Genomic DNA, 25,935 nt, shown 5'->3' with positions numbered 1-25,935 from the left:
CGTCCGTACGAGACAGACGCGCCGAGTCGGCAGGAATTTGATCAGTCGCGGGTGAGGCGACGGTGGGTGACCCGGTGGGGCCGGGCCGCCTCAGGACCGAGGCGCTCGATCTTGTTGGCCTCGTAGGACTCGAAGTTGCCCTCGAACCAGAACCACTCGCCCTCCTTCTCCTCGGTCCCTTCCCAGGCGAGGATGTGAGTGGCGACGCGGTCGAGGAACCACCGGTCGTGGGAGGTGACCACGGCACAGCCGGGGAAGTCGAGCAGCGCGTCCTCGAGCGAGGAGAGCGTCTCGACGTCGAGGTCGTTGGTCGGCTCGTCGAGCAGCAGCATGTTGCCGCCCTGCTTCAGGGTGAGCGCGAGGTTGAGACGGTTGCGCTCACCACCGGAGAGCACGCCGGCCTTCTTCTGCTGGTCGGGACCCTTGAAACCGAAGGAGGCGACGTAGGCCCGCGAGTTCATCTCGAAGTTGGCGACCTTGATGAAGTCCAGGCCGTCGGAGACGACCTCCCAGACGTTCTTGTTGGGGTCGATGCCGCCGCGGCTCTGGTCGACGTAGGAGATCTTCACCGTCTGGCCGACGTTGAGCTCGCCGGCGTCGGGCGTCTCGGAGCCGGTGATCATCCGGAACAGGGTGGTCTTGCCGACGCCGTTGGGACCGACGATGCCGACGATGCCGGCACGCGGGAGCGAGAAGGAGATGTCGTCCCACAGCGTGCGACCCTCGAAGCCCTTGGTCAGGCCCTTTGCCTCCATCACCACGTCACCCAGGCGCGGGCCCGGCGGGATGTTGATGTCGGCGGTGTCGATCTTGCGGGCCTTGTCGGCCTCGGCAGCGAGCTCCTCGTAACGAGCCAGACGCGACTTCGACTTGGTCTGGCGAGCCTTGGCGTTGGAGCGGACCCACTCCAGCTCCTTCTCGAGCATCCGGGCGCGCTTGGCGTCCTTGAGGCCCTCGACCTTGAGACGCTCCTTCTTGGTCTCCAGGTAGGTGGAGTAGTTGCCCTCGTAGCCGTGGATCGAGCCGCGGTCGACCTCGGCGATCCACTCCGCGACGTTGTCGAGGAAGTAGCGGTCGTGGGTGACGGCCAGGACGGCACCCTTGTAGCTCTTCAGGTGACCCTCGAGCCACTGCACCGACTCGGCGTCGAGGTGGTTGGTGGGCTCGTCGAGGAGCAGCAGGTCGGGCTCCTGCAGGAGCAGCTTGCACAGCGCGACCCGGCGGCGCTCACCACCGGAGAGGTTGTCGACGATCGCGTCGCCCGGGGGGCAGCGCAGCGCGTCCATCGCCTGCTCCAGCTTGGAGTCGATGTCCCAGGCGTTGATGTTGTCGAGGTAGGTCTGGAGCTCACCGGTCTCGGCCATCAGGGCGTCCTGGTCGGCGTCGGGGTCGCCCATCTCCATGTAGGCGTCCTCGAGGCGCTTCATCTTCGCCTTGATCTCGCCGACCGCCTCCTCGACGTTCTCGAGGACGGTCTTGCCCTCGGTCAGCGGCGGCTCCTGCTGGAGCATCCCGACCGTCGCGTCCTGGTCGCGGACGATGTCGCCGTTGTTGGGGTGGTCGAGCCCCGCCATCAGCTTGAGCAGCGAGGACTTACCCATACCGTTCGGGCCGACGACGCCGATCTTGGCACCGTGCAGGAACGAGAGAGTGACGTTGTCGAGGACGACCTTGTCGCCATGGGCCTTGCGCACGTTGCGCAGGGAGAGGATGTAGTCGGCCATGGTGCCCACCCTAATGAGGGAGAGGCACGCCGGTACAACCGGCGCACCCCGCCGCCGGCCCGGCGGGCGCTCGACCCACCTCAGGCCGCCACGGAGCCCTCCGTCTCGGCAGTCTCCTCGACCTCGTCGGCGGTCGCAGGCTTCTCCTCCCACGGGTCCGATCCGGGCGCGCGCCAGTCGGCGATCGGGTCGCGCTCAGGGTCGTCGTCGCGAGCTTCAGGGGTGGGAGCGGCCACTGCCGCCAGCGAGCGCGGATTGCGCGAGAGACTGGTCATGCCGCGGTTGAGATCGTGGCCGACGACGTTCGCCTCGACCTCGAAGGTGTTGACCTCGAGACCGTCCTTGTTGACGTAGCTGCGGGCGCTCAGCCGGCCCTGGACGACGACGGGGTCGCCCTTGCGCAGCGAGCGACCGACGTTCTCCCCCAGCTGGCGCCAGGCGCTCACCGTGAACCATTGGGTCACGCCGTCGCTCCACTCCCCGGACGACCGGTTGAACTTCCGCGGCGTGCACGCCATCCGGAAGTTGGCCACCGAGACCTCACCGACGTTCCGGACGACGGGGTCGGCGCCGACGTAGCCGCGCAGGGTGATGATCGAGTCGTTCATCGTTGTCTCCTCAGTGTTCGCGCCCGCCTGGTGCGGGCCTCGGAGACAACCCTGCGCTCGACCACCGACAGTTCCGGGCGGCGTACGTCCGGCTGTGGACAACCCAGGATCGAACCGTCCCTGTGGACAGTGATCGGCCCGCCGACCGGTCAGTCAGCGCAGTGCCTTGGCCACCCCGTGCCGGAGGGCGGTGTAGGCCGCCAGCTCGGTCTCGATCGGGTCGACGACGAGCTCGCGGGAGACCTCGGCGACCGCCGTACGCAGCCGCGTGTCAGCCACCCGCGCCCGCCGCCGAGCTGTGCTGATCACCAGCAGATGACACGCGCACCACAGCAGCAGCCCGAGCCCGACGCCTCCGATGAACATCACGTAAGGCAGCTCGACGCCGGCCACCGAAGGCGTCACCTCGCCGACCTGGGCGGCCCCGGAGAGGAGCAGCGCCACCGACCACACCAGCCCGACGCCGGCGACGACGATCAGCAGCCACTGGAGAGCCTTGACCAGCCCGGTCCACAGCGGCAGCCGCTCGGCGTTGAGGTCGACACCGCCGACCGAGGCGTCGAGCCTGTCGGCGAGATCACCCATCCGCGAGACCGAGGCCCGCCGGATCGCGTCGCGCCACGGCGAGGCGAGACCGGCACCGGCCTCGTCGGCCAGCTGGCGCACCTCGGTGTCGACCCTCGCCCGCTCGACCGCGGTGGTCTGCGGCAGCGAGGTCCGGGCGCGCCCGGCCAGCTGGGTCGCCTCCTCGCCCAGCGCGAGGTGAAGTCGCTTCAAGGGGTCCGGCTTCAGCCGGGAGACCCACGAGACCAGCGGCCAGCCGGTGGCCGCACGGGCCCGGGTGCGTACGGAACGCTCGACCGCGTCGACCACGGTCGGCACCCCCGCAGCCTCCGCGATGGCGTCCTCGAGCGCCTCGACCCGCGGCTTGGCCAGGGAGCGCGGCTTGGCGTCGCCGGACGCCTTGGCGAGCTTGACCGCGGCGGTCTTGATGTCCGCCGAGAGCCGGGACTTGTTGGCGCGCTTCGCCGCGGCCCGCTGCGCGATCTCGGTCTTGAGCTGCGGGATCCCCCAGCCGAGCTTGGCCGAGACCGGGATCACCGGGACGTTGCGCAGCCCGTCCTGATCCAGCAGCCGGCGTACGTCACCCAGCATCGACTCGCGACGGTCCTCCGGCACCCGGTCGATGTGGTTGAGCACCACGACCATGATCTCCGAGTGGGTCCGGAGCGGCTGCAGGTAGCGGTCGTGGATCGCCGCGTCGGCGTACTTCTGCGGGTCGAGCACCCACACCAGCATGTCGGCGAGCTCGACCAGACGGTCGACCTCGAGATGGTGGGATACCTCGGTGGAGTCGTGGTCGGGGAGGTCCAGCAGCACGACGCCGTCGAGCTCGTGCCCCTCGCGGCGGGTGTCGAGCATCGAGTCACGGGTGGTCTGGTGACGCTCGGGGATGCCCAGCCACTCGAGCAGCTCCTGGGCTCCCTCCGAACCCCACACGCACGCGGTCGCCCACGACGTGGTCGGCCGGCGGACGCCGACGGCGGAGAGCTCCAGCCCGGTCAGGGCGTTGAACGTGGACGACTTGCCCGACCCGGTCGCCCCGGCCACCCCGACGACCGTGTGGTCGGCGGAGAGCTTCAGGCGTCCCTGGGCCTTGTTGACCACGGTGCGCGCCTCCTCGACGAGCCCGTCGTCGAGGCGGCCGGTCGCAGCGGTGGTCGCAGCGGTCAGTCCGTCCAGTCGATCACCAAGGTCTCCACCCCGGCTGACCAGGTTCTTTGCACCTTCGAGCAAGCCGCTCAATGGTCCCCCTTCACGTCTTGGTCAGGCACAGTCTGACAAGTCTCAGTCATCGCCGCGCTGGCTGGCGAACCGGGCATCGCCGACCCTGCGCGCCGCGTGCCGCAGTCGCTCCGGTGCACCCTGGTCGATCTCCAGCGCGTCGACCTGTCCCGTGTAGCGTGCACGCTCCTCGTCGACGAGCCCCACGATGCGTACCTCCAAGGCCTTACGCGCCTTGGCGGCCAGTCCGCGCACGGCCTGGTCGCCGAAGACCGCCTCCAGCAGCTTCTGGCCGAGCAGGAGCGTGCCGCCGGCGATGCCCACCTCGGCACCGACGAGCGCTCCTCCGGTCGAGGCGAAGACCACCACCATCAGCGCGACGCCGAGGCCGTTGACCCCGTAGGAGAGAAACTTCGCGGTCGTACGCTTGTCCTGGCCCTCGCTGCGGACCATGTCGAGCACGTCCTGCTGCCAGTCGCGCACCGCGCGCTCGGCCTTGGGCCGCAGGGCCCGCGAGGCCCGGCCGAGGTCGGCGGGGCCGGCTGCCAGCAGCCCGCGTCCCGCCGGGCTCATCTGCCAGGCCGCCTCGGCCCTCTCGGCGGCCGCCTCGCACTGCTCCAGGATCAGCATCTCCAGGCCACCCTGCACGGCCGCGGTCACCCGCTCGGCCTGCTGGGGCTTGCCCTTGATCGAGCCCAGGATCCGGTCGCGGATCATTCCGACCCGGCTCTCGAGCGCCTTGAGGATCTCACCGGTGCCGACGAACTCCTGCCAGCGGGCGAGCACCTCGCCGCGCAGCAGCGTCCCGTCGGCGGTTGCCGCCATGATCGACGCGAGCGCGTCGTCGTAGGCCATGTCCGCATCCGTACGCAGCCGCCGCGCAGCCTCGCCCTGACCGTCGGCGGTGTCGGCGATCGGGTGGACCTCCAGGGTCAGCGCGCGCACCGCACCGTCGAGCGTCTGGGTGACGACCTGGTGTCGCGCGGTGGCGTCGTCGGCGAGCATGTCGAGCCAGGCGCGTACCTCCGCGACGTGCTCGGCCGGCAGCAGCCCCCGCTCGGAGACCTCGCCCTCGTGGACGATGAACAGCGGGGAGTCCTTGAGGCCGCGCGAGGCCAGCATCCGGGCCAGGTGGCCGGCGACCGTCTGGACGGCTTCGGTCGGAGTGCGGTCGAGCACGACGGCCACCGCGGTGGACCGGTTGGCAGCCAGCTGCAGGAACTCCCACGGCACCTGGTCGGCGTAGCGCGCGGCCGAGGTGACGAAGATCCACAGGTCGGCCGCGGCGAGCAGCTCGGCCGCCAGGACCCGGTTGGCCTCCTCGACCGAGTCGACGTCGGGCGCGTCCAGGATCGCCAGACCCGGGTGGAGCCGGTCGCTGGCGACCAGCTGCAGCGCCCCCGGGTCGTTGGTCGGGTGGTCGACCCGCTCCAGCTCCGGAAGCAGACGGTCCTGGCCGAACCAGCGGCCGTCCTCCGGGTTGTGCACCAGCACCGGCGAGCGAGTCGTCGGCCGCAGCAGGCCCGGCGTGGTCACCTTGGCGCCCACCAGTGAGTTGACCAGCGTCGACTTGCCGGCGCCGGTGGAGCCACCCACGACCGCGAGCATGGGCGCGTCGATGGTCATCATCCGCGGGATGATGTAGTCCTCGAGCTGCTCGACCATGGTCTGCCGCGCCGCGCGCTGCTCGTCGGCGCCGGGCAGGTCCAGCGGCAGGGTGACCTCGGTCAGCGCCTGATGGAGCTTCACCAGCGCGGTGACCATCCGGTTGCTCTCGCCGCCGGCGGCCAGGATCGCTGCCCTGGCGGCCTCGAACTCGGTCATCGGCTTCTCGGCGAGCATCCCCGCCGTCTGCGCCTCGTAGGCGGTCGGCCCCGACTCCGGAGCGAGGTCCGGAGCGATGCCGTCGTGTGCCTGTTCCTCGGTCATCCTGTCATCACCTGTCCGCTCGGGAACGCGATGTGCGGACGTACCTCACTGATGCGGTCAACGTATGCCCTCCCCCGGGCGGCGAAGTCTGGCGGCGGGTTGCCGCGCAGGAATCGCCAGTGCAAGTATCCGAGCTCGATCGCAGCCTGCTGGTATTCACGCATCGCCGCAACCCCCTGAGCCCCGCCATGGGTGGACGCGAACCTCCGCGCCTGATCCCGCCGCCGCAGGTCGACCACCCAGCCGATGTCGGTGTAGGGGATCAGCCCCCGCTGGGCCGCGTCGGTCAACGACCGGGTCAGCACGATGCGCTCGGACTTCCGGCGCCAGATCGCGAAGACCACCATCGAGACGAACGCGGGCACCATCAGCACGACGTACGCCAGCAGGAAGCCGGCCCCGTCGAAGAGCAGCGTCGAACCGTTCCAGGTGCCGTGGGTGAGCACCGCGACCGCGTAGCCCAGGAGCGGCGCGACGAGCTTCAGCCAGCGCTTGCGGGTCACCACCGCGACGCCGATTCCGATGCCGGTGAAGGCGGTGAAGAGCGGGTGGGCGAAGGGACTGAACAGGCAGCGCATCACGAAGACGACGGTGAACTCACCGATGTGTCCGGCCGAGCTGTCGCCCATACCGGGCGTGCCGTTGTAGGTGCCGCCGAGGTAGAGGATGTTCTCGGTGAAGGCGAAGCCGATGCCGACCATGCCGGCGTAGACGATCCCGTCGAGCACCCCGTCGAGGAGGTGGCGCCGCCAGACCAGCAGCACGAAGAGGAACAGGCCCTTGGCCGCCTCCTCGGTCACCGGTGCGACGATCGCGAGCTGGGTCGCCTGGTTCCATCCGGCGAGCAACGCCCCGACGCTCTGCACGATCAGCGCTGCCGCCACCGCGATGAAGGCGCCCCACCCCAGGCCGAGAGCCAGCAGCGACTTCGGCTCGGGCTCGTAGCGGTCCAGCCACAGGAAGGCGTAGACCAGCGGCACCACCGGGATGGCCGCGAAGAGCACCCCGAGGATCGCACCGGTCGGAGCGAGCTGGTTGTCGACCACGCTCGTGCTCAGCAGAACGACCCCGAGCACGGGCAACGAGGTCAGCATGACGAGCACGCCCACCACGATGGTGAACGTGCGGCTGCTTCTTGTCGGATCCTTCGGGATCGCCCCCATGCGCGCCAGACTATCGGGCGGCCGGACCGCACGTGCGACCAGACACCGATCGGACACCCTCACGGCCCCCGTGGCCAGGGAACTCACGAGCGTCCGCGGCACGGCGCGGCGTACGATTCCCATATGACGGACAACGGCGCCCCCACCCCTGCAGACGACCACACCGAGAGCCACGACCAGACGGTTCCCGAGGCTTGGTCCAACTTCATGAGGGAGGGCTGGGACGACCGCGAGGTCGAGGTTCCCGAGCATCCGATCACCCCGTGGGCGGCCGCGCGCCGGGAGCGCCTCGCGGGCATCTTCCCGGGCGAGCGCCTGGTCGTTCCGGCCGGCACCTACAAGGTCCGCGCCAACGACACCGACTACCGCTTCCGCGCCGACACCGCCCACGTGCACCTGACCGGCAACCAGACCTCCGACGCCGTCGTCGTGATCGAGCCGGACGGCTCCTCCGTCCTGTACGCGCGCCCGCGCAGCGGTCGCGACACCGACGAGTTCTTCCGCGACCGTCAGTACGGCGCGCTCTGGGCCGGTGCGCGTCCCTCGGCCCGTGAGCTCTCCGACTCGCTGGGCATCGAGGTACGCCACGTCGACCAGCTCGAGTCCGCGCTCTCCGGCAGCACCCCGACGCGGGTGCTCCGGGGCGTCTCGACCGACGTCGACAAGCTGGTCAGCCCCGCCGAGGGCGGCCGCGACGAGGAGTTCGCCAAGGCGCTCTCCGAGCTGCGCCTGATCAAGGACGAGTGGGAGCTCGGCGAGCTGCAGGAGGCCTGCGACATCACCGTGCGCGGCTTCACCGACGCGGTGCGCGAGTGGGACCAGGTGCTGAAGCACGGAGAGCGCTGGATCGAGGGCACCTTCTTCCGGCGCGCGCGTGCTGAGGGCAACGACCTCGGCTACGACTCGATCGTCGGCGGCGGGTCGCACGCCACCACGCTCCACTGGATCGACAACGACGGCCCGATCGTCCCCGGCGAGCTGGTGCTACTCGACATGGGCGTGGAAGGCCACAACCTCTACACCGCCGACATCACCCGCACGCTGCCCATCTCCGGGAAGTTCACGCCGCTCCAGCGCAACCTCTACGAGCTCGTCTACAAGGCCCAGCAGGCCGGCATCGAGGCGATCCGCCCCGGCGTCACCTTCCGGGCCGGCCACTTCGCCGCGATGGAGATCCTCGCCCACGGGCTCGACGACCTGGGGCTGCTCCCGGTGTCCGTCGACGAGGCGCTCTCCGAGGACAACAAGACCTACTCCCGCTGGACCCTGCACGGCGTCTCCCACATGCTCGGCCTCGACGTCCACGACTGCGCATCCGCGTCGAAGGAGGCCTACATCGAGGGTCCGCTGCAGGAGGGCATGGTCCTCACCGTCGAGCCGGGCCTCTACTTCCAGAAGGAGGACAAGCTCGTCCCCGAGGAGCTGCGCGGCATCGGCATCCGCATCGAGGACGACATCGTCGTCACCGCCGAGGGTTCGGTGAACCTGTCCAAGGGCCTGCCCCGCACGGCCGACGACGTCGAGGCGTGGATGGGCCAGTATCTGTGAGGTGAATGCTGACCGAGGAAACTCAGTCGAGCAGCACTGCCCTCGTGGAGCTCCGCGAGGGCAGCGACTGCTCGCCGAGGTGACTCGGTCAGCGGCCGCCGTGGCCGGCTGCCTCGCCCTGGCCTCGGCCTTGATGGCCTGTGGCCCAGGACGTACGCCGCGACAGCAGCCCGCCCCGTCAGGGACGCCCAGCGCCTCGTCGTCCGCGTCGCCGGTTCCGGACGACGTCTTCGAGGGCGCCGTGGTCGGGATCGACCCCGGGCACAACGGCGGCAACGCGGGCGCGCCGGAGGTGATCAACGAGCCGGTGTGGAACGGGCGCTCGCGGAGCCCGTGCAACACCACCGGCACCGCGACCGACGACGGCTATCCGGAGACCGACTTCACCTGGGCGGTGGCCACGAAGCTGGCCGCCGACCTGCGCGAGGCCGGCGCGAAGGTGGTCATGACCCGGGACGGCAACGACGGCGTCGGGCCGTGCATCGACGAGCGGGCGAAGATCATCAACGAGGCGAAGGCCGACGTCGCGATCGACGTCCACGCTGACGGCGCGACCGAGAACGAGCGCGGCTACTCGCTGCTGATCCCGGTGCCCTCGGGCACCAACGACGAGATCGTCCAGCCGTCGCGGCGCTACGCCGAGATGCTGCGTACCGAGATGGGGAAGACCGGGATGCCGCTTGCCTCCTACCTCGGCGAAGGTGGCTTCGTCGAGCGCGACGACCTGGCCGGCCTCAACCTCACCACGGTGCCGCAGGTGCTGCTCGAGACGGGCAACATGCGCAACGCCGAGGACGCGCGCCTGCTGAGGTCCGACCGGTTCCAGCAACGGACGGCAGCCGCCATCGCACGGGCGATGGCGGCGTACCTCCGCTCACGCTGAGCTCCGCGCTTCGCGCGGTCGCTCCTTCGCTCGGCCTCGCTTCAGTCGGCTCGGCTCAGAGCTTCTTCCACTCGACGGGCTCGAGCCCGTACTCCTCCGCGATCGGGCCCCAGGCCTTGGCCGCCGCCTTCTTCGGGTCGTGGCTGGCCAGGCTGAGTGTGGTCGCCTTCTCCAGCTTGCCCTTGCCTCCGACGCACTCACCGTCGGCGTTGATCTTGCGCTTCTCGCCCCAGGCGGCGAAGGCGAGGTCGGCGTTCTGGGCGGTCATCCAGGCGGACTCGAGGTTTTTCACGAGCTTCCGCGACCCCGGGAGGACTGCGGTGTCGATCGCGGCGACCTTCGTCGCCAGCTCCTTGCGGGACGCCGCGGCGTCCTCGAAGGTCTGGATCGCCTCCTCGATGTTCTCGCAGGCCTCGAGGTCGGCCTGCGCGGCACCGATGGCCGCCTTGTCCTTGGCCGAGGTCTTGATGAGCTCGTCGATCTTCTTGGCCTCGGCAGCGGCACCGCCCGCGGTCGTCGTCGCGCCCGTCGTGGTGCCGGTCTTGGCGTTGGCGTCGTCGTTGCTGTTGATCAGACCGATGACGAAGGCGATGATCGCGACCACGACGGCCACTGCCAGGACGATGAGGCCCCAGCGCTTCAGATCCAGGCCGCCCTTGCCCTCCCCACCCTGGCCGCGCTGCGGCTCGTAGCGGGCGTCGAAGGCGTTCCCGTACGGGTCGTAGCCCTGGGACGCCATCGGGGGCGGCGCCGGCGTGTTCGGCCCGGGACCCACCGGCGGCTGCCCCACCAGGGTGGCGTCCGCGTAGATGTTCTGCCCGTAGGGGTCGCCGTACGACTGGCCGAACTGGTCCTGGGACGGATCCTGCGGCTGCCCGTAGGGCTGCTCGAACGCCTGGTCGTAGGACTGGTCGTAGGACTGGCCGTAGGGCTGGTCCTGGGGCTGGCCGTAGGGCTGGTCCTGGGGCTGGCCGTAGGGCTGGTCGTGGGGATGGGACCACTGAGCCTGGTCCGGCTCCAGCTGCGGCGCGAGCGGGGCATAGGCGGGATCGCCGTACGCCGGCAGCTGCTGCCCCTGGTCGGCCTGGTCGTCGTAGCGGGCCTCGGGTGCCGAGACGTCGAACTGATCCTGCGGCGGCGCGAACTGCTCGAACTCCTCGCGCGGACGGGTGCCGCCGGTGGCCTCCTCGACGCCCTCGAAACGCGGGCTCATCGCGGCCTGCACGTTGTCCTGAGCCTGTCGAGAGGTCTCCTCCGGATGAGGCGGCGCCGGCTGGCGTGGCTCGATCGGGGGCATCGCCTCATGGGTCATCTCGGAGGTCGGGCCACCCATCTGCGGCGCCGAGTCGACGAACGCCGGGTGCTCCGTGCTCTGGCTGTGCGCCGCGGCCGGACGCTCGGGAAGCGGGGCCAGCGGCTCGGCGACCGGGCGCTCCGGCGCCGCACGCTCGGGAAGCGGGGCCAGCGGCTCCGACACGGCACGCTCCGGCGCCTGACGCTCAGGCAACTGACGCTCCGGCGCCTGACGCTCAGGCAACGGCGCCAGCGGCTCGAAGCTCTGCGGCTGCTCGGGCGCCTGCCGCTCGGGCAACTGCTCGGGCGCCTGCCGCTCGGGCAACTGCTCGGGCATCTGCTGCGGCGCGGGCGCCTCGGTGACGGGCCGCTCGGGCGCGGGCGCCTCGGCTGCAGGCTCCTCCGGGGCCGACTCGGCCTCCTCCGCGACCTTCCTGCGCTTCGGCAGGAAGAGCGACTGCGACTGGGAGGCGAGCTCGGGCTCGAACTTCGGCGTACGCGCCGCCAGCCCGAACAGACCACCACCTTCCGACCCGGCCGGCGGCGGAGCCATGCCGCCACCGAAGGCGGGCTGCTCACCGCTGGGCGCGGCCATGTTCAGCTGGGGCGCCATCGAGGCCCCCGGCGTACGTCGCACCTGCTCGAGCGGCAACGGGGCCGGCTCCGTGTCGGCCTCGGGCGCGGGCACAGAGGTTCCCTGACCACGCCTCGGCAACGACAGACCACCCTGCTCAGGATCGGCACCCCTCTGCGGCAGTCGCGGCGGTGCGACCGGCTCCGGTGCACCCTGCGACGGCGGCTGATGAGCGCTTCTGACGGGGGTCCCACAACCTGTGCAGAAGCGCATACCGGTGACGGCTGCACCGCACGAGGTGCACATGGACTCCATAGTCATGACCGGGGACCTTACCGATGATCCGGTCCAGTCTCGAACCCTCGTAGTCCGCCAACCGGACACGCACGTCGACAGTGTGGGGACAGTGCGCCCAAATACCCCCCACACCTTGGTAACACTCCGGTCAGCGTTTCGGTTTCCGATGCACACATGGGATACGGGGACCGGTAAGATCGGGCGCGGCCTGCGCAAACCCCCTTCCGGCGGGGTGCTCGCGCGGGCCACGCCTCCGTAGCTCAGCTGGATAGAGCATCGGCCTTCTAATCCGACGGTCACAGGTTCGAATCCTGTCGGGGGCGCCCCAGGAATTTTGTGTGGGTTAAATCATGCGCCCGCGCGTGTTTCGGCTGCGACGGCTTCCGAGGCGATCCTCCCGGCGTACAACGTCCGGAAGAACGGCAGGGCGCGATGCACCATCGGACCGATGAGGAGCGCCTCGGCGACGGTGCCGATCCCCACCAGTCCGCCGAGGAGCCAACCCACCGCGAGCACGGTGATCTCGACACCCCCGCGGCAGAGCCAGACCGGGGCACCGGTCCGCTGGTGCAGGCCGGTCATCAGCCCGTCGCGCGGGCCGGGGCCGAGGCCCGGTGCGATGTAGATGCCGGTCGCCGCGGCCAGCAGCGACAGCCCGCCCGCGAACATCGCGATCTGGGCGAACACGCCCGAGACGGACGGAATGAGCCACAGGCCGATGTCGGCCGAGGTGCCGACCAGGAGCACGTTGAGCACCGTCCCGATCCCGGGCCGCTGGCGCAGCGGGATCCAGATCAGCAGCACACCGAGCCCGATCAGATTGGTCATCAGGCCGAACGAGAGGCCGGTGACCTCGACCAGGCCCGAGGTCAGCACGTTCCACGGCCCGACGCCGAGCGAGGCACGCAGAAGCATGGCGAGTGCGATGCCGTAGAGGAAGAGTCCAGTTATCAACCAGGAGAGCGACTTCAGGGAGAGATCCTTCACGATCGTAAAGCCAATCACGGGTCCAATCGAAGGTAAAGGAGCCAATCGGCGTAAGGTGGACTCATGCCTCGCGGAAGAATCGGTGCCACTGCACTCGCTGGCCTGCTCGGCCAGTGGCAAGGAGAAGGCCCCGCCTACGAGAACCTCGCCGAGCGGATCCAGCTGCTGCTGATCGACGGACGGCTCTCCGCCGACGTACGCCTCCCCTCCGAGCGGGAGCTCTCGGAGCGGCTGATGCTGAGCCGCACCACGATCACGGCCGCCTACCGCCGCCTGCGGGAGCACGGCTACGCGCTGAGCGTCCAGGGGTCGGGTACGACGACGAAGCTCCCGCCCACGGCGCCCGACTCCTTCACCGAGGGCGGCGAGATCGACCTGGTCAGGGCCACCCTGCCGGCCACCCGGCGACTCCCCGAGGCCGCCGTCGAGGCGACCCGGCGACTGGCCGACCACATGACCGGCCCCGGCTACACGCTGTGGGGCATCGAGGAGCTCCGCGCGGAGATCGCGGCGCGCTACACCGCCCGCGGCCTGCCGACCGACCCGGACCAGATCATGGTGACCACCGGCGGCCAGAGCGCGATCGCCCTGCTCGCCCGCACCGTGATCAGCCGCGGCGACCGGGCCTACGCCGAGAGCCCGTCCTACCCCAACGCGTACGACGCCCTCAGCCTCGCCGGAGCGAGGATCATCACCAGCCCGGTGACCACCGACGCCGGCTGGGACATGCCCGCGATGCAGGCGGCCATCGCCCGCATCACCCCCGTGATGGCGTACGTCATGCCCGACTTCCACAACCCGACGTCTCGCTCGATGTCGACCGAGGACCGGCTCCGCCTGCTGCACTCGGCCGCGAAGGTCGACACCCTCGTGGTGGCCGACGACACCACCGCCGAGCTGGACATCGACCGCCGCCAGAGCCACCCGCCGCTGGCCGCGATGGCCGGTGAGCACCAGGCCCGGGTCGTGCACATCGGCTCGGCGAGCAAGATGCTGTGGGGCGGGCTGCGGGTCGGCTGGATCCGGGCCGACCCGGTGCTGCTGACTCAGATCGCGAGCGGGCGCTCGGCGACCGACCTCGGCACCCCGATCTGGGAGCAGCTGGTCACCACGATCCTGTTCCAGCACCTCCCCGAGATCCTGCGCGAGCGAGCCGACCAGCTCGCCGCCGGCCGTGCCGCGCTCTACCAGGCGATGCGCGAGCACCTCCCCGACTGGGAGCTGCCGCCACGTATCGACGGCGGTCTCTCCGCCTGGGTCGGCCTACCCGCCCCGGTCAGCTCCCAGCTCACCCTCGCCGCCCGACCCCACGGCCTGCTCGTCACCGCCGGACCGCGGTTCGGCGTCGACGGCGCCTACGAACGTCATCTGCGGCTGGCGATCACGCCGCGACCCGACCTCGTCCGCCGCGGCATCGAGATCCTCGCCGAGGTCTGGCCCCGCGCCGCTTCGACCCCCGCCCTGGCCCTCACCACCTCGGAAGCGGTCGTCTGAGCCTCAAGAAGTTCGCGCGAACTCGTTGTGACGTAGGCCACGTTGGGTCACGATGTGCAGCATGCATGGACTGATCCAGGACGCACCGCTGACCATCGACACGATCATCCGGCGCGCCGAGCGCGTCTTCCCGACGCGGGAGATCGTCACCAAGACCGCAACCGGTCTGGAACGCAGCACGTTCAAGGACCTGGCCGTGGAGGTACGCAAGCAGGCCAGCGTCCTCGACCGCCTCGGCATCTCCGCGGACGGCCGGGTGGCGAGCTTCGCGTGGAACACCCTGCGCCACCTGGCGCTCTACTACTCCGTCCCCTGCACCGGCCGGGTGCTGCACACCGGCAACATCCGCTACTTCCCCGAGCAGCTCGTCTACACGTTCAACCACGCCGAGGACGAGGCGGTCTTCATCGACCGGTCGCTGCTCGGCCTGCTGGCTCCGCTGCTCCCGCAGCTGACCACCCTCAAGCACGTCGTCGTGATGGACGACGGGGCGCCGACGCCGCTCCGCGACGACCCGCGGGTCGTCGCCTACGAGGAGCTGATGGCCGATGCCGAGGAGGCGGTGATCGACGGCCGGGTCACCGACGAGCGCGCCGCCGCCGGGATCTGCTACACCTCCGGCACCACCGGCAACCCGAAGGGCGTCGTCTACACCCACCGCTCGCAGTACCTGCACGCGCTGGCCTCCCTGTCCGGCACCCTCTTCGGCACCAACGACCGTGACCGCGTGCTGCCCGTGGTCCCGTTCTTCCACGCCAACGGCTGGGGTTTTGCCCACTCCTCGCTGCTGGCCGGCGCCAACCTCATCCTGCCCGGCCCCGACCTCTCGCCCGCCGGGATCATCAAGCTCCTCGAGACCGAGAAGGTGACGATCGCAGCCGGTGTACCCACGATCTGGATGGGCATGGTCCCGCTCCTGAAGGACGCCGACCTCTCCTCGCTCCGGGTGGTCATCTGCGGCGGCTCCGCGGTCCCGAAGTCGCTCTCGGAGGCGTGGCGCGAGGCGATCGGGCTGCCGATCACCCAGGCCTGGGGCATGACCGAGATGTCGCCGCTGGGCAGCGTGTTCAACGAGCGCGCCGAGATCGCCGGTCTCTCCGAGGAGGAGAAGGCCGACTTCCGTACGTCGCCGGGCATCCCGGCCGTCGGCGTCGAGCTCCGCATCGTGGAGCCCGGCACCACCGACGAGCTCCCGTGGGACGGCGAGACCACCGGAGAGCTCGAGTGCCGCGGGCCGTGGATCGCGTCGGGCTACTACAAGGTCGACGCACCGACCTCCTTCTCCCCCGACGGCTGGCTGCGCACCGGTGACATCGCCGCGATCGACCCGCTGGGCTACGTACGCATCGTCGACCGCACCAAGGACCTGGTGAAGTCCGGTGGCGAGTGGATCTCCACCGTCGCGATCGAGAACCTCATCATGGGCCACCCGAGCATCGCCGAGGCCGCGGTCGTCGCGGTGCCGCACCCCAAGTGGGGCGAGCGGCCGCTGGCGTTCGCGGTGGTCAAGGACGGCGAGACGGTGACCAAGGAGGAGCTGCTCGGCTACCTCGCCGACAACCTGGGCAAGTGGCAGGTGCCGGACGACGTGGTGTTCATCGACGAGGTGCCCAAGACCTCGGTCGGCAAGTTCTCCAAGAAGACGCTGCGGGAGGAGTACGCCGACTACAAGCTGCCCACGGCGTAGCCGAAAGCAGTCAGCCCAGCTGCGCGAGGATCGAGGCCGACTCGATCCTCGCGCAGCGGGCGTCCTCGTCCTTGCCGAGGGCGGCGCGGGCGACGGCCAGGTGGCCGAGCGCGTCAGCCAGACCGGGCAGGTCACCGGCGGCGCGAAGCTTGGTCACGGCCTCCTCGAAGTGACCGGCCGCCTCGTCGACGGAACCGAGCTGCTGGTGGATCCAGCCGATGGTGGCGATGACGTTGCCCTCGCTGCGGTAGCCGGGTGCCACCCGGCGCAGCTCCGCGAGAGCCGCCTGGCAGTGGCGGAGTCCGGCCTCGTACGCACCGTCGAGGGCCTCGTAGAGACCCAGCCGCCCGGTCGTCCAGGCCGCCCGGATCGGGTCGCCCGCGCGAGCGAAGACCTCCGCCGCCCGAGCCGCGTACGCAGCCGCCCCGGCATGATCGCCGGACGCCGTGGCCACCGTGGCCAGCCGGTGCAGGGTCTTTCCCTCACCCACCAGGTCGGCGGAATCCATGGCCAGGTCGAGGGCCCGGCCGAGGTGCTCGAGAGCGTCCTCCACCCGCCCCAGACGCCCGCAGGCCGCCCCCGCGGCGCGGTGCATGACGCCGAGGCCGGCAGGATCACCGCCCTGAGAGACGCTACGGCGCACGCCCGGGAGGGCGGCCTCGGCCAGCGCGGCGAGCTCGATCCAGCGTCCCTGGAGGTCGAGCAGGCGCTCGAGGGCACCGACGAGCAGCACGATCCGATCAGGTGCGATCCCCCGGGCGACGGCGACGTCGATCACCCGGGAGATCACCGGCAGCTGGATGCCGATCCAGGCCAGCGCCTCGACGCTGTCACCGACGACCTCGGGACTGACCCCGTCCCGCATCGGTTCCAGGGCATCGAGGTGACGAAGGTGCGGGTCGTAGGCGCTGTGCACCGCCCTGGCGCTGAAGACGTAGTGGTCGATCATCCGCAGCTCGGCCTCGCGACGGTCTTCGTCGGGCTCGTGGCTGGCGAGGTCGGCGGCGTACTCCCGGAGCAGGTCGTGCAGCACGAACCGGCCGGGGGCGACCTCGGTGAGCAGGTTGGCCTCGGTGAGCTCATCGAGCTGACGACGGACCCGCACGCGGGGGATCCCGGCCAGGCTGGCCGCAGCCAGGACGGTGAGCGTCGGCCCCGGATGCAGACCAATCAACCGGAAGAGCCGCGCGGCCGGGTCGGACAGGTGCCGCACCGACCACGAGAAGGTCGCCCGGAGATCGCCGCGACCTCCACCGAATCCGTCGAGGCGGGACTCACCCAGCTCCTCGGCGAGGTCGGCCAGGGCATAGGCCGGCCGGGTGGCCGCCCGGGCAGCCACGACCGACAGCGTCAGCGGCAGCGAGGCACAGAGCTCGATGATCCGCTCCACCGCCTCCGGCTCGGCGAGGAGGCGGTCCTCGCCGAGGCGCCCGGCCAGCAGCTCATAGGCCTCGACGTCGTCGAGCAGCCCCAGCTCCATCGGCTTCGCCCCGGCCTCCGCGACCAGGCCGGAGAGCCTGTTGCGGCTGGTCACCAGGGTCACGCAGCCTGGGCTGCCCGGCAGCAGGCTGCGGACCTGCTCGCTGTCGCGAGCGTTGTCGAGCACGAGCAGCACCCGCTTGTCGGCGAGCCTGCTGCGCAGCAGCCCGGCCCGGCCGTCGATGTCCTGGGGCTGGCGGGAGCGTTCGACCCCGAACGCCTCGAGCACGACCCCGAGCGCGTCCAACGGGTCGAGCGCGTCGCGCGGGTCGAAGCCACGCAGGTTCACGAACACCTGCCCGTCCGGGAAGTGGTGAGCGCTGCGATGGGCCCAGTAGAGCGCCAGCGTCGTCTTGCCGATCCCCGCCGTGCCGGCGATCGCCGAGATCGCGACGGCCCGGCCCTCGTCCTCGGCCGCGAGCTCGTCGAGCAACGTCAGATGGTGCTCACGACCGGCGAAGGCGGCGACGACCGGTGGCAGCTGGCGCGGCACGATCTGCTCGTTGCCCGGCCCGGACGCGGACTCGGGATCGTCGCCGTCGAGGATGCGCAGGTGCAGGTCGCGTACGTCCTTGGACGGTTCGACCCCGAGATCGTCACGGAGGAGGCGGAAGAGGCGCTGGTAGGCATCGAGGGCCTCTGCGGTGCGGCCCGACTGCCACAGCGCGGTCATCAGCAGCAGCCACAGGCGCTCGCGCAGCGGGTTGTCCTGGACGAACGGCCCCAGGTCACCCACCACGGCGGCCTGCCGGCCGAGCGCCAGATCGGCGGCGGCGCGCGACTCGACGGCGACCAGGCGCAGCTCGTCGAGCCGGGCGGCCTCGGTCGCGATGATCCGGGACTCGCCGACCCCGCCGTACGCACCACCGGTCCACAGCCCCAACGCAGCATCGAAGAGCATGCTGGCCCGCTCGTGGTCCCCGGCATCGACGGAGGCACGGCCCTGCTCGACCAGGTCCTCGAACCGGGCCTGGTCGACATCCGCGCCGACCAGCGCATAGCCGTTCGCCCGGCGCTCCAGGTGGTGGCGGTGCTCGCCGAGCGCGCGGCGCAGGTCGCGGATCCGCTGGTGAAGGAGGTTCACCCCCGTTGCCGGGGGTGAACCTCTCCACAGCTCATCGACCAGCAGGTCGGAGGAGACCGGAGCCCCACGTCCGGCCGCGAGCAGGGCGAGCAGCGTCCGCCGCGTACGCGACAGTCGCTGCACCGTGCCGTCGTCGCAGATCAGCTCGACGGCACCTAGGACCCGGACCCGCACCACACCTCCTGTTGACCACGCAGCATTACGTCCGAGACGACCTATCGTCTCATCACCACACAGATGGTGACGCGGAATGCCGCTAGTCGGTTGCCTGGAGGTTGGCTAAAACTTGGTGCTTACGGCACCCGCCACAGGCCGCTCTCGCCGCCCTTGTCGATCTGGAAAGCCACCTGCTTGATGTTGACCCCGACCGGGACGACGAACGGCACCAGGGCCGTCCGCTGGTCACGCGGCTGCAACCCGAACGGGTTGGGGAACACCTCTCCGCCGTCGACCGCCACCGTGCTGGGCTGGCTCTTGTACTTCTTGCCCGCCGCATCGATGACCGTCGTACCGGTCGCCGGGGTGTCGTTGAACACCCGCGACCCGGCATTGACGACCTGGATCTCCACGGCCATCACCCGCGACCCCGGCGGGGTCTCGGTGCCGTCGGTGAACGAGGTCTCGAAGACGTCCTGCACGATCACCCTCAACAGGATTCCGGGTGCCTCGCCCTTGATGGTGCCCTCTGCCGTCAACCCCAGCTGCTGGTTCTGCTGGATCCTCTCGGTGCTGTCGACGGTGATCACCTTCTTCTCCATCGCGGGGTTCTCAGCGTGGTTGTTGCTGTAGAACCCGTAGTCGATGGAACTGTCCGAACCGCAGCCGACCCCGGCCGCCGCGACGGCTCCCCCGAGGATCAGCATGGCCACACGACGCACACGCACTCCTTATGAAATTTGTTGCGATGGAAGGGTAATTGTTCCCCTTGATTTACCATGGCAACATGCCGGAGTCCAAGCAGTCGGCCTAGGGTCTAAGGTCCCAATCGCAGCACAAGTCTTCGGAGACCATTTCCACAGAACGAGGCGGTGGACGAGGACCGGAATCACCGGCCCCGCGAGAAACCAGGGCCTGACCAGCGAGAGCTTGTCGACCAGGCGCACGTCGCCCACCGCGACGCCCGCGAGCGGGTCCTAATCCGTCCCCACCGTAGGGCGCTCGACGAGGGCGGCCAGCTTCGCCGGAGCCTGGATGCAGTAGGAGTCGGTCAGGAGCTCGGCGACCTCGCCCCAGTCGGTGTCGTCGTCGAGGATCATCCCGACCACGTTGCCGCCCCAGCCGGCCTTGAAATAGGGGTGGCCGAGATGCTCGAAGGCGATCACCTCGTCGGGCTCGGCCCGGAACACGATCCGGAAGAGCTGGTCCTCGCCACCGAAGACGTGAGCGATCGTCGCTTGGCCGACCCGCCAGCGCACGCCCACCCAGGCGTCGTCCTCGAGACATTTCGGGAACGCGGCGAGGATCTCCCTCAGCCGCGCCACCATCGCCTCGGGAACCTCAGGACGCTCAGCCATGCTCCGATCCTGCCAGGGACCACCGACAGCGTTAATTGCTATACATGTTTATGATCAACATGTATGTTTTCTGGCATGAAGAAGCAGACGATCGGATACGTCGTGTGGCGCCTCGCCATGCGTCTGCGGGTGTCGATGGACCGAGCCCTCGCACCGCTGGGCCTGACCCATGCGCAGTACTCGCTCATCGCCTCCCTCCACGGTCTCCGCGCCTCGGAGGCCCCCACCCAGAAGCAGCTGGCCGACCTCACCGGCCTGGAGCCGATGTACGTCTCCAAGCTCGCCCGTCAGCTCGAGACCAAGGGCTGGGTCGAGCGCGTCCGGGACACCAAGGACACCCGGGCCGTACGCCTCGCCATCACGCCCACAGGCACCGAGGTCACCCGCGAGGCGATCGCGGTGACCGCCCGGTTGCTCGACCAGCTCAGCGCACCGCTCGGCGGTCGCGACAGCAGCCGTGCCGCCGAGGTTCAAGCAGCGCTCGAGGCGATGCTCGCCGCGCCCATCAACACAGATCCCACACCTGGAGAACGATCATGACCACCGCCACTCCCCCTGTTCCAGGCCCTGTGACCGGCGCCAACCTCGGCGTCGCCTACTTCGCCATCCGCAAGAACCTCCTCGAGGTGCTCGACGACTACGATCTGACCTTCGAGCAGTCGCTCCTGCTCAACTACCTGAGCCAGGGCGAGGCCACGCGCGCCGATCTCGTCGCGACGACCGCCGGCAACATCAAGGTCTCCGCGAGCGAGGTCGAGTCCCACCTCGACGCGGCGATCGCCCGCGGCCTCATCGCCGACGGTCTCACCCTGACCCCCGAGGGCGAGCTCCTCCAGCAGCAGATCACGGCGCGCAGCCGGCCTCTGACCAGGACGTTCTTCGCGGACATCCCGGCCGAGGACCTCGCCGCGACCGCGCGCGTCCTGGCCACCCTCACCGAACGGGCCAACGCCGCTCTGGCCAAACCCTAGTATCGGAGCCATGTCACAGGAGAAGTACGACGTAGTGGTGGCCGGCGGCGGCCACAACGGCCTCACCGCCGCGGCCTATCTGAGCCGGGCGGGCCTCTCCGTCCTGGTGCTCGAGCGGCTCGACCATGTCGGCGGCGCGGCGATCTCGGCTCAGGCGTTCGAAGGCTTCCCGACGCGACTCTCGCGCTACTCCTACCTGGTCTCGCTGCTGCCCGAGCAGATCCGCACCGATCTCGGGCTCGACATCGAGCTCGCGTCGCGGCAGACCGCGTCGTACTCCCCCTTCCTGGACGGCTCCCGCGCCACCGGCCTCCTCGTGGAGACGCCGGAGGGCGAGGCCACCGCGGCGAGCTTCCGCGCGGTGACGGGGTCGGACGAGGAGTACGCCGCGTGGCAGTCCTTCTACGACGAGGTCGCCGACCTCGCCCGGGTCGTCGCGCCCACCCTCACCGCCCCGCTGCCGACCGCTGCCGCGATCCGCTCGCAGGTGGGTGCGCCGATCTGGCGCGACCTCGTCGAGCGGCCGCTGGGCGAGGCGATCGAGCGCCGGTTCGCCGACGACGTGGTCCGCGGGGTCGTCGCCACCGACGCCCTGATCGGCACCTTCGCCGGCCTCGGCGAGGAGAGCCTGATCCAGAACCGCTGCTTCCTCTACCACCTGATCGGCAACGGCACCGGCGAGTGGCGGGTCCCGGTCGGAGGCATGGGCGCGGTCACCGGAGCGATCGCGAAGGCGGCGCACACCGGTGGGGCGGAGGTCCTCACCGGCGCGACCGTCACCTCGATCCGCGGCGGCGCGGTCGGCGAAGGCGCCGAGGTCGATTGGACCGACGCCTCCGGCTCCCACACGGTGGCCGCCGACTTCGTGCTCGCCGGCCTGGCTCCGTACGTCCTCGACGGCCTCCTCGGCCACACCCCCTCACCCGCGGTCAAGCCCGTGGGCGCCCAGCTCAAGATCAACATGCTCCTCGAGCGACTCCCCCGGCTGCGCTCGGGCGAGGACCCGAAGGTCGCCTTCGCCGGCACCCTCCACCTCGGCGAGTCCTACACCGAGCTCGAGAAGGCCTACGCCGAGGCCACCGCCGGCTCGGTGCCTTCTGAAATGCCCGGCGAGGTCTACTGCCACTCGCTGACCGACCCCTCGATCCTCGGCGACGTGCCGCCCGGCACCCAGACGCTCACCTACTTCGGCCTGCACGCCCCGGCCACCCTCTTCGACGACCCGGCCACGCGCGAAGAACGCAAGGCCCAGGCGGTCGAGCGCGCCATCGCCTCCCTCGACAAGCACCTGCTCGACCCGATCTCCTCCGTCGTCGCGCGAAACGCTGACGGCGAGCCGTGCATCGAGGCGAAGATCCCCCAGGAGATCGAGGCCGACCTCGCCATGCCCGGCGGCCACATCTTCCACGGCGACCTGGCCTGGCCCTGGGCGCCCGACGACGCCGACCTCACCGCGCCCGCCGCCCGCTGGGGCGTCGCGACCGACGTCGGCAGCGTCCTGCTGTGCGGCTCCGGCGCCCGCCGCGGCGGCGCCGTCTCCGGCCTCGGCGGCCACAACGCCGCCCAGGCCGTCCTGGAGCTCCGCTGACCCCTCCTCGATTTGGGCCGTATCCGAGCCCGCTGCTAATGTTCTTCTCGTCGCCGAGCGCGCCTGACGCGCGAAGGACATGCGCCATTAGCTCAATTGGCAGAGCAGCTGACTCTTAATCAGCGGGTTGTAGGTTCAAGTCCTACATGGCGTACAGGAAATCGGCCCCTGACCTGGGATAACAGGTCAGGGGCTGCTTCATTTCGGGACACGTCCGGCAACGCGGACACAGTGAATGCGGCCCTCGGCCAGCCTTTCAGGCGAGACCGGTTCTTGCTGCCCTCCGCGGGCACTCAACCCGACACGAGGCGGAGGGCATCACCCTCCCTCCATTCTCGCCTGTCGGGACGGCGGCGCTCCCTGCCTTGTCGCTTGACCCTGCCGTTATTACTCTGCGGTAACTCACACGGAAAGTGACCATCATCACACTTGTCACGGAGTCGACGAGGCACCCCCACGATGTCCAAGGAGGACTCATGAGTTCCACCCTGTCACGCGTCATCAGCTCCACCGCAGCGATCGTCGCTGCCAGCTCCCTCATCGGCATCTCCAGCCAGAGTGCCGGTGCCGCGATCACCGAAGAATACGCAGCGCTCGGCGACTCGTTCGCTTCGGGCAACGGCACCCGCAACCCCGACCTCAATCTGGGGTGCTACCGCAGCAGCGACGCCTATGGACCGGAGATCGCCGCCGAACGTGCGAGCACCACCCTGGTCTTCCCGGCCTGCGGCGGGGCCGTCACCGACGACGTCGTCAACACCCAGAGCAAGTCCCTCACCGCCGAGACCGACTGGGTCACCGTCAGCATCGGCGGCAACGACGTCGGCTTCGCCGACCTCCTCCTCAACTGTGGCGGCTCCTTCGACGAACCGCTCTGCCTTGCCAAGGTCGACGAGGTCAACCAGCGCATCGAAACCGAGCTCGGCCCGAAGCTCGACGCCGCGTACGCCTCCATCCTGCAAGGCGCACCCAACGCGAGCGTCATCTCGATCGGCTACCCACGGTTCTTCGGCTCCGACATCAGCTGCCCCGACGCGGACGGGTTCACCCCCAACGAGGTGAGCGCCCTCAACGGACTCGCCGACAACCTCGAGGCCAAGATCGCCGACCGCAGCCGCGCGGCTGGCATCCAGCACATCAACCCGATCCAGCAGTTCACCGGGCACGACATCTGCTCGAGCACCCCGTACCTCAACGGCAAGGCCGAGCTCAATCTCGCAGATGCCTACCACCCCAGCCCCGAGGGCTACAGCAACGGCTTCAAGCCCCTGATCCGCAAGATCATGGGCTGACGTCCCTGCCGGCAGAACCCCGCGACGGTGGGCCAGGTGGTCTCGAGCCTGGCCCACCGTCAGCGGCAGTCCCACGGTGCAGGGTTCCGGATCCGAGTTCGTTCCCGCCGACCGCAGAACCACCAGACCCCCGGGACGCGCCGTTGAGCGCACGGTCGTGTAGTCCTGTTCTGTCAGCGGATCGCAGGTTCAAGTCCCACATGGGCACGCAAACTCGCACCGACTTGATGATCTTCCGCTAGCCCCACGGTGGACTCTTCGCCTCCGACAGCAGGTCGGACACCTCGATCGCCACCTCGCTCAACCTGGTGGTGTCCGGGAGGTCGGCGAGGACCTCCTGGGCGGCTTCGAGCAGCTGGACCACCCTGGCGTTGGAGTCTTCGAGATCGACGGCTGACTCGATGAACGAGCGCGCTGCCGCGTAGGCCTCGGACGAGAAGCGGTGGCCGACAGGGAGCCGGTTGCGTACGTCGTGGTGTACCAGCAGCAGGCGCAGTGCGAGGGCGGAGCGGCCACTCCTGAACGGCTGCCTGGTCGCCGTGGTCAGAGCACCATGCAGCAGCAGGGCGACCGTCTCGAGAACGCGCTGACCCTCGCCCGCACGTGGCGCGTGGGCATGCTGTTCTTTGTCGGTCACAACGCCTCCGGGGGATCTGGAGGAGCCGAGGCTAGAAGGTAGCGCGGTTTCCTGAGTGAGTTTTGGGGGGATTTCCTTAACTTTGTGATGGCTCATGCGGTACCCGATGCCCCACCCGGCATACGTCCGGCTTCATCACGGATGCGTACGTCGGTTCTCGTTGTGCCGAGCGCCTAAAATCACAGGCATGCAGAGGCTCCGGACGGCGGCACCCGGGCGCGGGACGCGCCTGGCGCTTGCTGCTGTCGCGGTCGCACTGTTCGGGCTGATGTCGATGCACGGCTGGGGATCTCACATCGGTGCGCACTCGATGGCAGCCGCGCCCGAGAGCGCAGGCGTCATGGTCATGGCGGACCACGGCGGCTCGCACGCATCCGACCCGGTCGCGGCGGCCGACAGCTCAGCTGGTCATCAGACCCAGGTCCCCGCTGACGACGAAAGCGGGAGTGTCCTCGGCCTCTGCCTCGCGATCCTCACCGCACTGGTCGTGGGCCTCGCGCTGACCCTGGCGCGACGTGGTATCCGGATTCCGCGCAGCCTGCTGCCCGCCTGGCCGAGCGCGGCCTTCCACGGGCGGGATCGCGACCCGCCCGATCTGCTCCGACTCTGCGTGACCCGCTGCTGACAGGCACTGGCCACGAGGCACCCACCCGGGTGACTCGGGCTTTCGCCTGCCCAGACCACGAACACACAGATGGAGTAACTCTCATGCGCAAGACCCTGACGGCCGCCGCCCTCGCGGCCACGCTGCTCACGCTCGCTGCCTGCGGCGGCGAGGACGGCAGCGACACCACCGCTGGACACAACGACGCCGACGTCACCTTCGCCCAGCAGATGATCCCGCACCACGAGCAGGCCATCGACATGGCCGAGGCCGCCGAGTCGCGGGCCGAGAGCCAGGAGGTCAAGGACCTCGCCGCCGACATCGAGGCCGCGCAGGGCCCCGAGATCGAGACCATGACCGGCTGGCTCGAGTCATGGGGCGAGGACGTACCCGACGGCGGCATGTCCGACATGGACCACGGCGACATGTCGGACGACATGAGCGGGATGATGTCGGAGGAGGACATGACCGCGCTCGAGAACGCCACCGGCGCCGAGTTCGACCAGATGTTCCTCACGATGATGATCGAGCACCACGAAGGTGCGATCGAGATGGCCAAGACCGAGCAGGCCGACGGCGAGTCCGCTGACGCCAAGGCCCTGGCCGAGGACATCGAGACTGCTCAGGCCGAGGAGATCCAGACCATGCAGGAGCTGCTGAAGTCCTGACCGTCGTCCACGGGTGTCGGGCCGGCCGGGGGCCGGCCCCCCCCCCCCCCCCAATACGGGGCAACCACCAGAAACCAACCACCCCCCGAGCCCAGACCCACGGCGTGGCAACCGCCCCGCTCCCAG

At 69.8% G+C, this 25,935-nt stretch carries 21 protein-coding genes and 2 tRNA genes; 12 read left to right on the top strand and 11 right to left on the bottom strand.

Features of this window, described 5'->3' with window-relative positions; translation table 11 throughout:
* Nucleotides 1–41: 41 nt before the first annotated feature.
* From ettA to ACFVDI_RS25305, 5 genes are all read right to left on the bottom strand, one after another.
* A complete protein-coding gene (ettA, locus tag ACFVDI_RS25325; RefSeq protein ID WP_378911558.1) occupies nt 42–1,724 on the bottom strand; it encodes an energy-dependent translational throttle protein EttA in 1,683 nt (560 codons plus the stop codon).
* A gap of 80 nt (nt 1,725–1,804) precedes the next feature.
* On the bottom strand, nt 1,805–2,332 hold the full coding sequence (gene ssb, locus ACFVDI_RS25320; protein WP_378911557.1) for a single-stranded DNA-binding protein: 528 nt from the start codon (nt 2,330–2,332) through the stop codon (nt 1,805–1,807).
* 153 nt (nt 2,333–2,485) lie between these two features.
* The gene (locus ACFVDI_RS25315) at nt 2,486–4,129 is read right to left on the bottom strand and encodes a GTP-binding protein (RefSeq protein ID WP_378911556.1); all 1,644 of its coding nucleotides are present in this window, start codon (nt 4,127–4,129) and stop codon (nt 2,486–2,488) included.
* 51 nt (nt 4,130–4,180) lie between these two features.
* Nucleotides 4,181–6,046 carry an ABC transporter gene (locus ACFVDI_RS25310; protein ID WP_378911555.1) on the bottom strand — a complete coding sequence of 622 codons (1,866 nt, stop codon included), beginning with the start codon at nt 6,044–6,046 and terminating at the stop codon, nt 4,181–4,183.
* Nucleotides 6,043–7,209, bottom strand: a complete 1,167-nt coding sequence (locus ACFVDI_RS25305; RefSeq protein ID WP_378911554.1) for a PrsW family intramembrane metalloprotease — start codon at nt 7,207–7,209, stop codon at nt 6,043–6,045. Before ACFVDI_RS25305 ends, ACFVDI_RS25310 begins: the two co-directional genes overlap by 4 nt.
* Nucleotides 7,210–7,332: 123 nt before the next feature.
* Here ACFVDI_RS25305 and ACFVDI_RS25300 point away from each other — a divergent pair, with 123 nt between their 5' ends.
* Together ACFVDI_RS25300 and ACFVDI_RS25295 are read left to right on the top strand one after the other, a co-directional pair.
* On the top strand, nt 7,333–8,757 hold the full coding sequence (locus ACFVDI_RS25300) for an aminopeptidase P family protein (protein WP_378911553.1): 1,425 nt from the start codon (nt 7,333–7,335) through the stop codon (nt 8,755–8,757).
* A 79-nt stretch (nt 8,758–8,836) separates the two neighbouring features.
* On the top strand, nt 8,837–9,640 hold the full coding sequence (locus ACFVDI_RS25295) for an N-acetylmuramoyl-L-alanine amidase (RefSeq protein WP_378911552.1): 804 nt from the start codon (nt 8,837–8,839) through the stop codon (nt 9,638–9,640).
* A 55-nt stretch (nt 9,641–9,695) separates the two neighbouring features.
* Here the strand turns inward: ACFVDI_RS25295 and ACFVDI_RS25290 are convergent, their stop codons facing one another.
* A complete protein-coding gene (locus tag ACFVDI_RS25290; RefSeq protein ID WP_378911551.1) occupies nt 9,696–11,621 on the bottom strand; it encodes a hypothetical protein in 1,926 nt (641 codons plus the stop codon).
* Nucleotides 11,622–12,053: 432 nt separating this feature from the next.
* On the opposite strand from ACFVDI_RS25290, the gene ACFVDI_RS25285 reads away from it, so the two are divergent.
* Nucleotides 12,054–12,127 (top strand) — tRNA-Arg (locus ACFVDI_RS25285).
* Nucleotides 12,128–12,152: 25 nt separating this feature from the next.
* On the opposite strand, the gene ACFVDI_RS25280 is transcribed toward ACFVDI_RS25285, so the two are convergent.
* Nucleotides 12,153–12,791, bottom strand: a complete 639-nt coding sequence (locus tag ACFVDI_RS25280; protein ID WP_378911549.1) for a YitT family protein — start codon at nt 12,789–12,791, stop codon at nt 12,153–12,155.
* Between the two features lie 63 nt (nt 12,792–12,854).
* On the opposite strand from ACFVDI_RS25280, the gene ACFVDI_RS25275 reads away from it, so the two are divergent.
* Both ACFVDI_RS25275 and ACFVDI_RS25270 read left to right on the top strand, forming a co-directional pair.
* Nucleotides 12,855–14,285, top strand: a complete 1,431-nt coding sequence (locus ACFVDI_RS25275; RefSeq protein WP_378911547.1) for a PLP-dependent aminotransferase family protein — start codon at nt 12,855–12,857, stop codon at nt 14,283–14,285.
* A 61-nt stretch (nt 14,286–14,346) separates the two neighbouring features.
* Nucleotides 14,347–15,972 carry a long-chain fatty acid--CoA ligase gene (locus ACFVDI_RS25270; RefSeq protein WP_378911546.1) on the top strand — a complete coding sequence of 542 codons (1,626 nt, stop codon included), beginning with the start codon at nt 14,347–14,349 and terminating at the stop codon, nt 15,970–15,972.
* Between the two features lie 10 nt (nt 15,973–15,982).
* Here the strand turns inward: ACFVDI_RS25270 and ACFVDI_RS25265 are convergent, their stop codons facing one another.
* The 3 genes from ACFVDI_RS25265 to ACFVDI_RS25255 all read right to left on the bottom strand — a co-directional run bounded on the left by ACFVDI_RS25265 (nt 15,983) and on the right by ACFVDI_RS25255 (nt 20,049).
* The gene (locus tag ACFVDI_RS25265) at nt 15,983–18,709 is read right to left on the bottom strand and encodes a BTAD domain-containing putative transcriptional regulator (protein ID WP_378911545.1); all 2,727 of its coding nucleotides are present in this window, start codon (nt 18,707–18,709) and stop codon (nt 15,983–15,985) included.
* A gap of 119 nt (nt 18,710–18,828) precedes the next feature.
* Nucleotides 18,829–19,413 (bottom strand): hypothetical protein, encoded by a 585-nt coding sequence (locus ACFVDI_RS25260; protein WP_378911544.1) that lies wholly within the window; start codon nt 19,411–19,413, stop codon nt 18,829–18,831.
* Between the two features lie 255 nt (nt 19,414–19,668).
* Nucleotides 19,669–20,049, bottom strand: coding sequence for an MmcQ/YjbR family DNA-binding protein (locus ACFVDI_RS25255; protein WP_378911543.1), 381 nt, complete (start codon nt 20,047–20,049; stop codon nt 19,669–19,671).
* Between the two features lie 75 nt (nt 20,050–20,124).
* Here ACFVDI_RS25255 and ACFVDI_RS25250 point away from each other — a divergent pair, with 75 nt between their 5' ends.
* From ACFVDI_RS25250 to ACFVDI_RS25230, 5 genes are all read left to right on the top strand, one after another.
* Complete coding sequence (locus ACFVDI_RS25250) at nt 20,125–20,589, top strand: MarR family winged helix-turn-helix transcriptional regulator (protein ID WP_378911542.1); 465 nt, start codon at nt 20,125–20,127, stop codon at nt 20,587–20,589.
* The gene (locus tag ACFVDI_RS25245; RefSeq protein WP_378911541.1) at nt 20,586–21,020 is read left to right on the top strand and encodes a MarR family winged helix-turn-helix transcriptional regulator; all 435 of its coding nucleotides are present in this window, start codon (nt 20,586–20,588) and stop codon (nt 21,018–21,020) included. The genes ACFVDI_RS25250 and ACFVDI_RS25245 overlap by 4 nt, the downstream gene beginning before the upstream one ends.
* A gap of 10 nt (nt 21,021–21,030) precedes the next feature.
* Entirely contained in the window at nt 21,031–22,608 is a 1,578-nt protein-coding gene (locus tag ACFVDI_RS25240; RefSeq protein ID WP_378911540.1) for a phytoene desaturase family protein, read from the top strand.
* Between the two features lie 81 nt (nt 22,609–22,689).
* Nucleotides 22,690–22,762 (top strand) — tRNA-Lys (locus ACFVDI_RS25235).
* Between the two features lie 322 nt (nt 22,763–23,084).
* Nucleotides 23,085–23,900: an SGNH/GDSL hydrolase family protein gene (locus ACFVDI_RS25230; protein ID WP_378911539.1), complete on the top strand. Its 816-nt coding sequence runs from the start codon at nt 23,085–23,087 to the stop codon at nt 23,898–23,900.
* Nucleotides 23,901–24,138: 238 nt separating this feature from the next.
* Here ACFVDI_RS25230 and ACFVDI_RS25225 read toward each other — a convergent pair whose 3' ends face one another.
* The gene (locus ACFVDI_RS25225; protein WP_378911538.1) at nt 24,139–24,537 is read right to left on the bottom strand and encodes a hypothetical protein; all 399 of its coding nucleotides are present in this window, start codon (nt 24,535–24,537) and stop codon (nt 24,139–24,141) included.
* Between the two features lie 187 nt (nt 24,538–24,724).
* Here ACFVDI_RS25225 and ACFVDI_RS25220 point away from each other — a divergent pair, with 187 nt between their 5' ends.
* Nucleotides 24,725–25,162 carry a DUF6153 family protein gene (locus tag ACFVDI_RS25220; RefSeq protein ID WP_378911536.1) on the top strand — a complete coding sequence of 146 codons (438 nt, stop codon included), beginning with the start codon at nt 24,725–24,727 and terminating at the stop codon, nt 25,160–25,162.
* A gap of 83 nt (nt 25,163–25,245) precedes the next feature.
* On the top strand, nt 25,246–25,809 hold the full coding sequence (locus tag ACFVDI_RS25215) for a DUF305 domain-containing protein (protein ID WP_378911535.1): 564 nt from the start codon (nt 25,246–25,248) through the stop codon (nt 25,807–25,809).
* Nucleotides 25,810–25,935 lie beyond the last annotated feature (126 nt).

Origin of the sequence: Nocardioides sp. NPDC057767, assembly GCF_042798275.1 — a bacterium.
GTDB lineage: Bacteria > Actinomycetota > Actinomycetes > Propionibacteriales > Nocardioidaceae > Nocardioides.
The sequence above is the reverse complement of the archived record's forward strand: the minus strand, read 5'-3'. Positions and strand labels throughout refer to the sequence as shown.

Coding starts and splice junctions, on each gene's coding strand:
- ACFVDI_RS25220 (WP_378911536.1), top strand. CDS start 24,725: ATGCAGAGGCTCCGGACGGCGGCACCCGGGCGCGGGACGCGCCTGGCG.
- ACFVDI_RS25240 (WP_378911540.1), top strand. CDS start 21,031: ATGTCACAGGAGAAGTACGACGTAGTGGTGGCCGGCGGCGGCCACAAC.
- ACFVDI_RS25310 (WP_378911555.1), bottom strand. CDS start 6,046: ATGACCGAGGAACAGGCACACGACGGCATCGCTCCGGACCTCGCTCCG.
- ACFVDI_RS25215 (WP_378911535.1), top strand. CDS start 25,246: ATGCGCAAGACCCTGACGGCCGCCGCCCTCGCGGCCACGCTGCTCACG.
- ACFVDI_RS25230 (WP_378911539.1), top strand. CDS start 23,085: ATGAGTTCCACCCTGTCACGCGTCATCAGCTCCACCGCAGCGATCGTC.
- ACFVDI_RS25305 (WP_378911554.1), bottom strand. CDS start 7,209: ATGGGGGCGATCCCGAAGGATCCGACAAGAAGCAGCCGCACGTTCACC.
- ACFVDI_RS25245 (WP_378911541.1), top strand. CDS start 20,586: ATGACCACCGCCACTCCCCCTGTTCCAGGCCCTGTGACCGGCGCCAAC.
- ssb (WP_378911557.1), bottom strand. CDS start 2,332: ATGAACGACTCGATCATCACCCTGCGCGGCTACGTCGGCGCCGACCCC.
- ACFVDI_RS25270 (WP_378911546.1), top strand. CDS start 14,347: ATGCATGGACTGATCCAGGACGCACCGCTGACCATCGACACGATCATC.
- ACFVDI_RS25250 (WP_378911542.1), top strand. CDS start 20,125: ATGAAGAAGCAGACGATCGGATACGTCGTGTGGCGCCTCGCCATGCGT.
- ACFVDI_RS25300 (WP_378911553.1), top strand. CDS start 7,333: ATGACGGACAACGGCGCCCCCACCCCTGCAGACGACCACACCGAGAGC.
- ettA (WP_378911558.1), bottom strand. CDS start 1,724: ATGGCCGACTACATCCTCTCCCTGCGCAACGTGCGCAAGGCCCATGGC.
- ACFVDI_RS25275 (WP_378911547.1), top strand. CDS start 12,855: ATGCCTCGCGGAAGAATCGGTGCCACTGCACTCGCTGGCCTGCTCGGC.
- ACFVDI_RS25255 (WP_378911543.1), bottom strand. CDS start 20,049: ATGGCTGAGCGTCCTGAGGTTCCCGAGGCGATGGTGGCGCGGCTGAGG.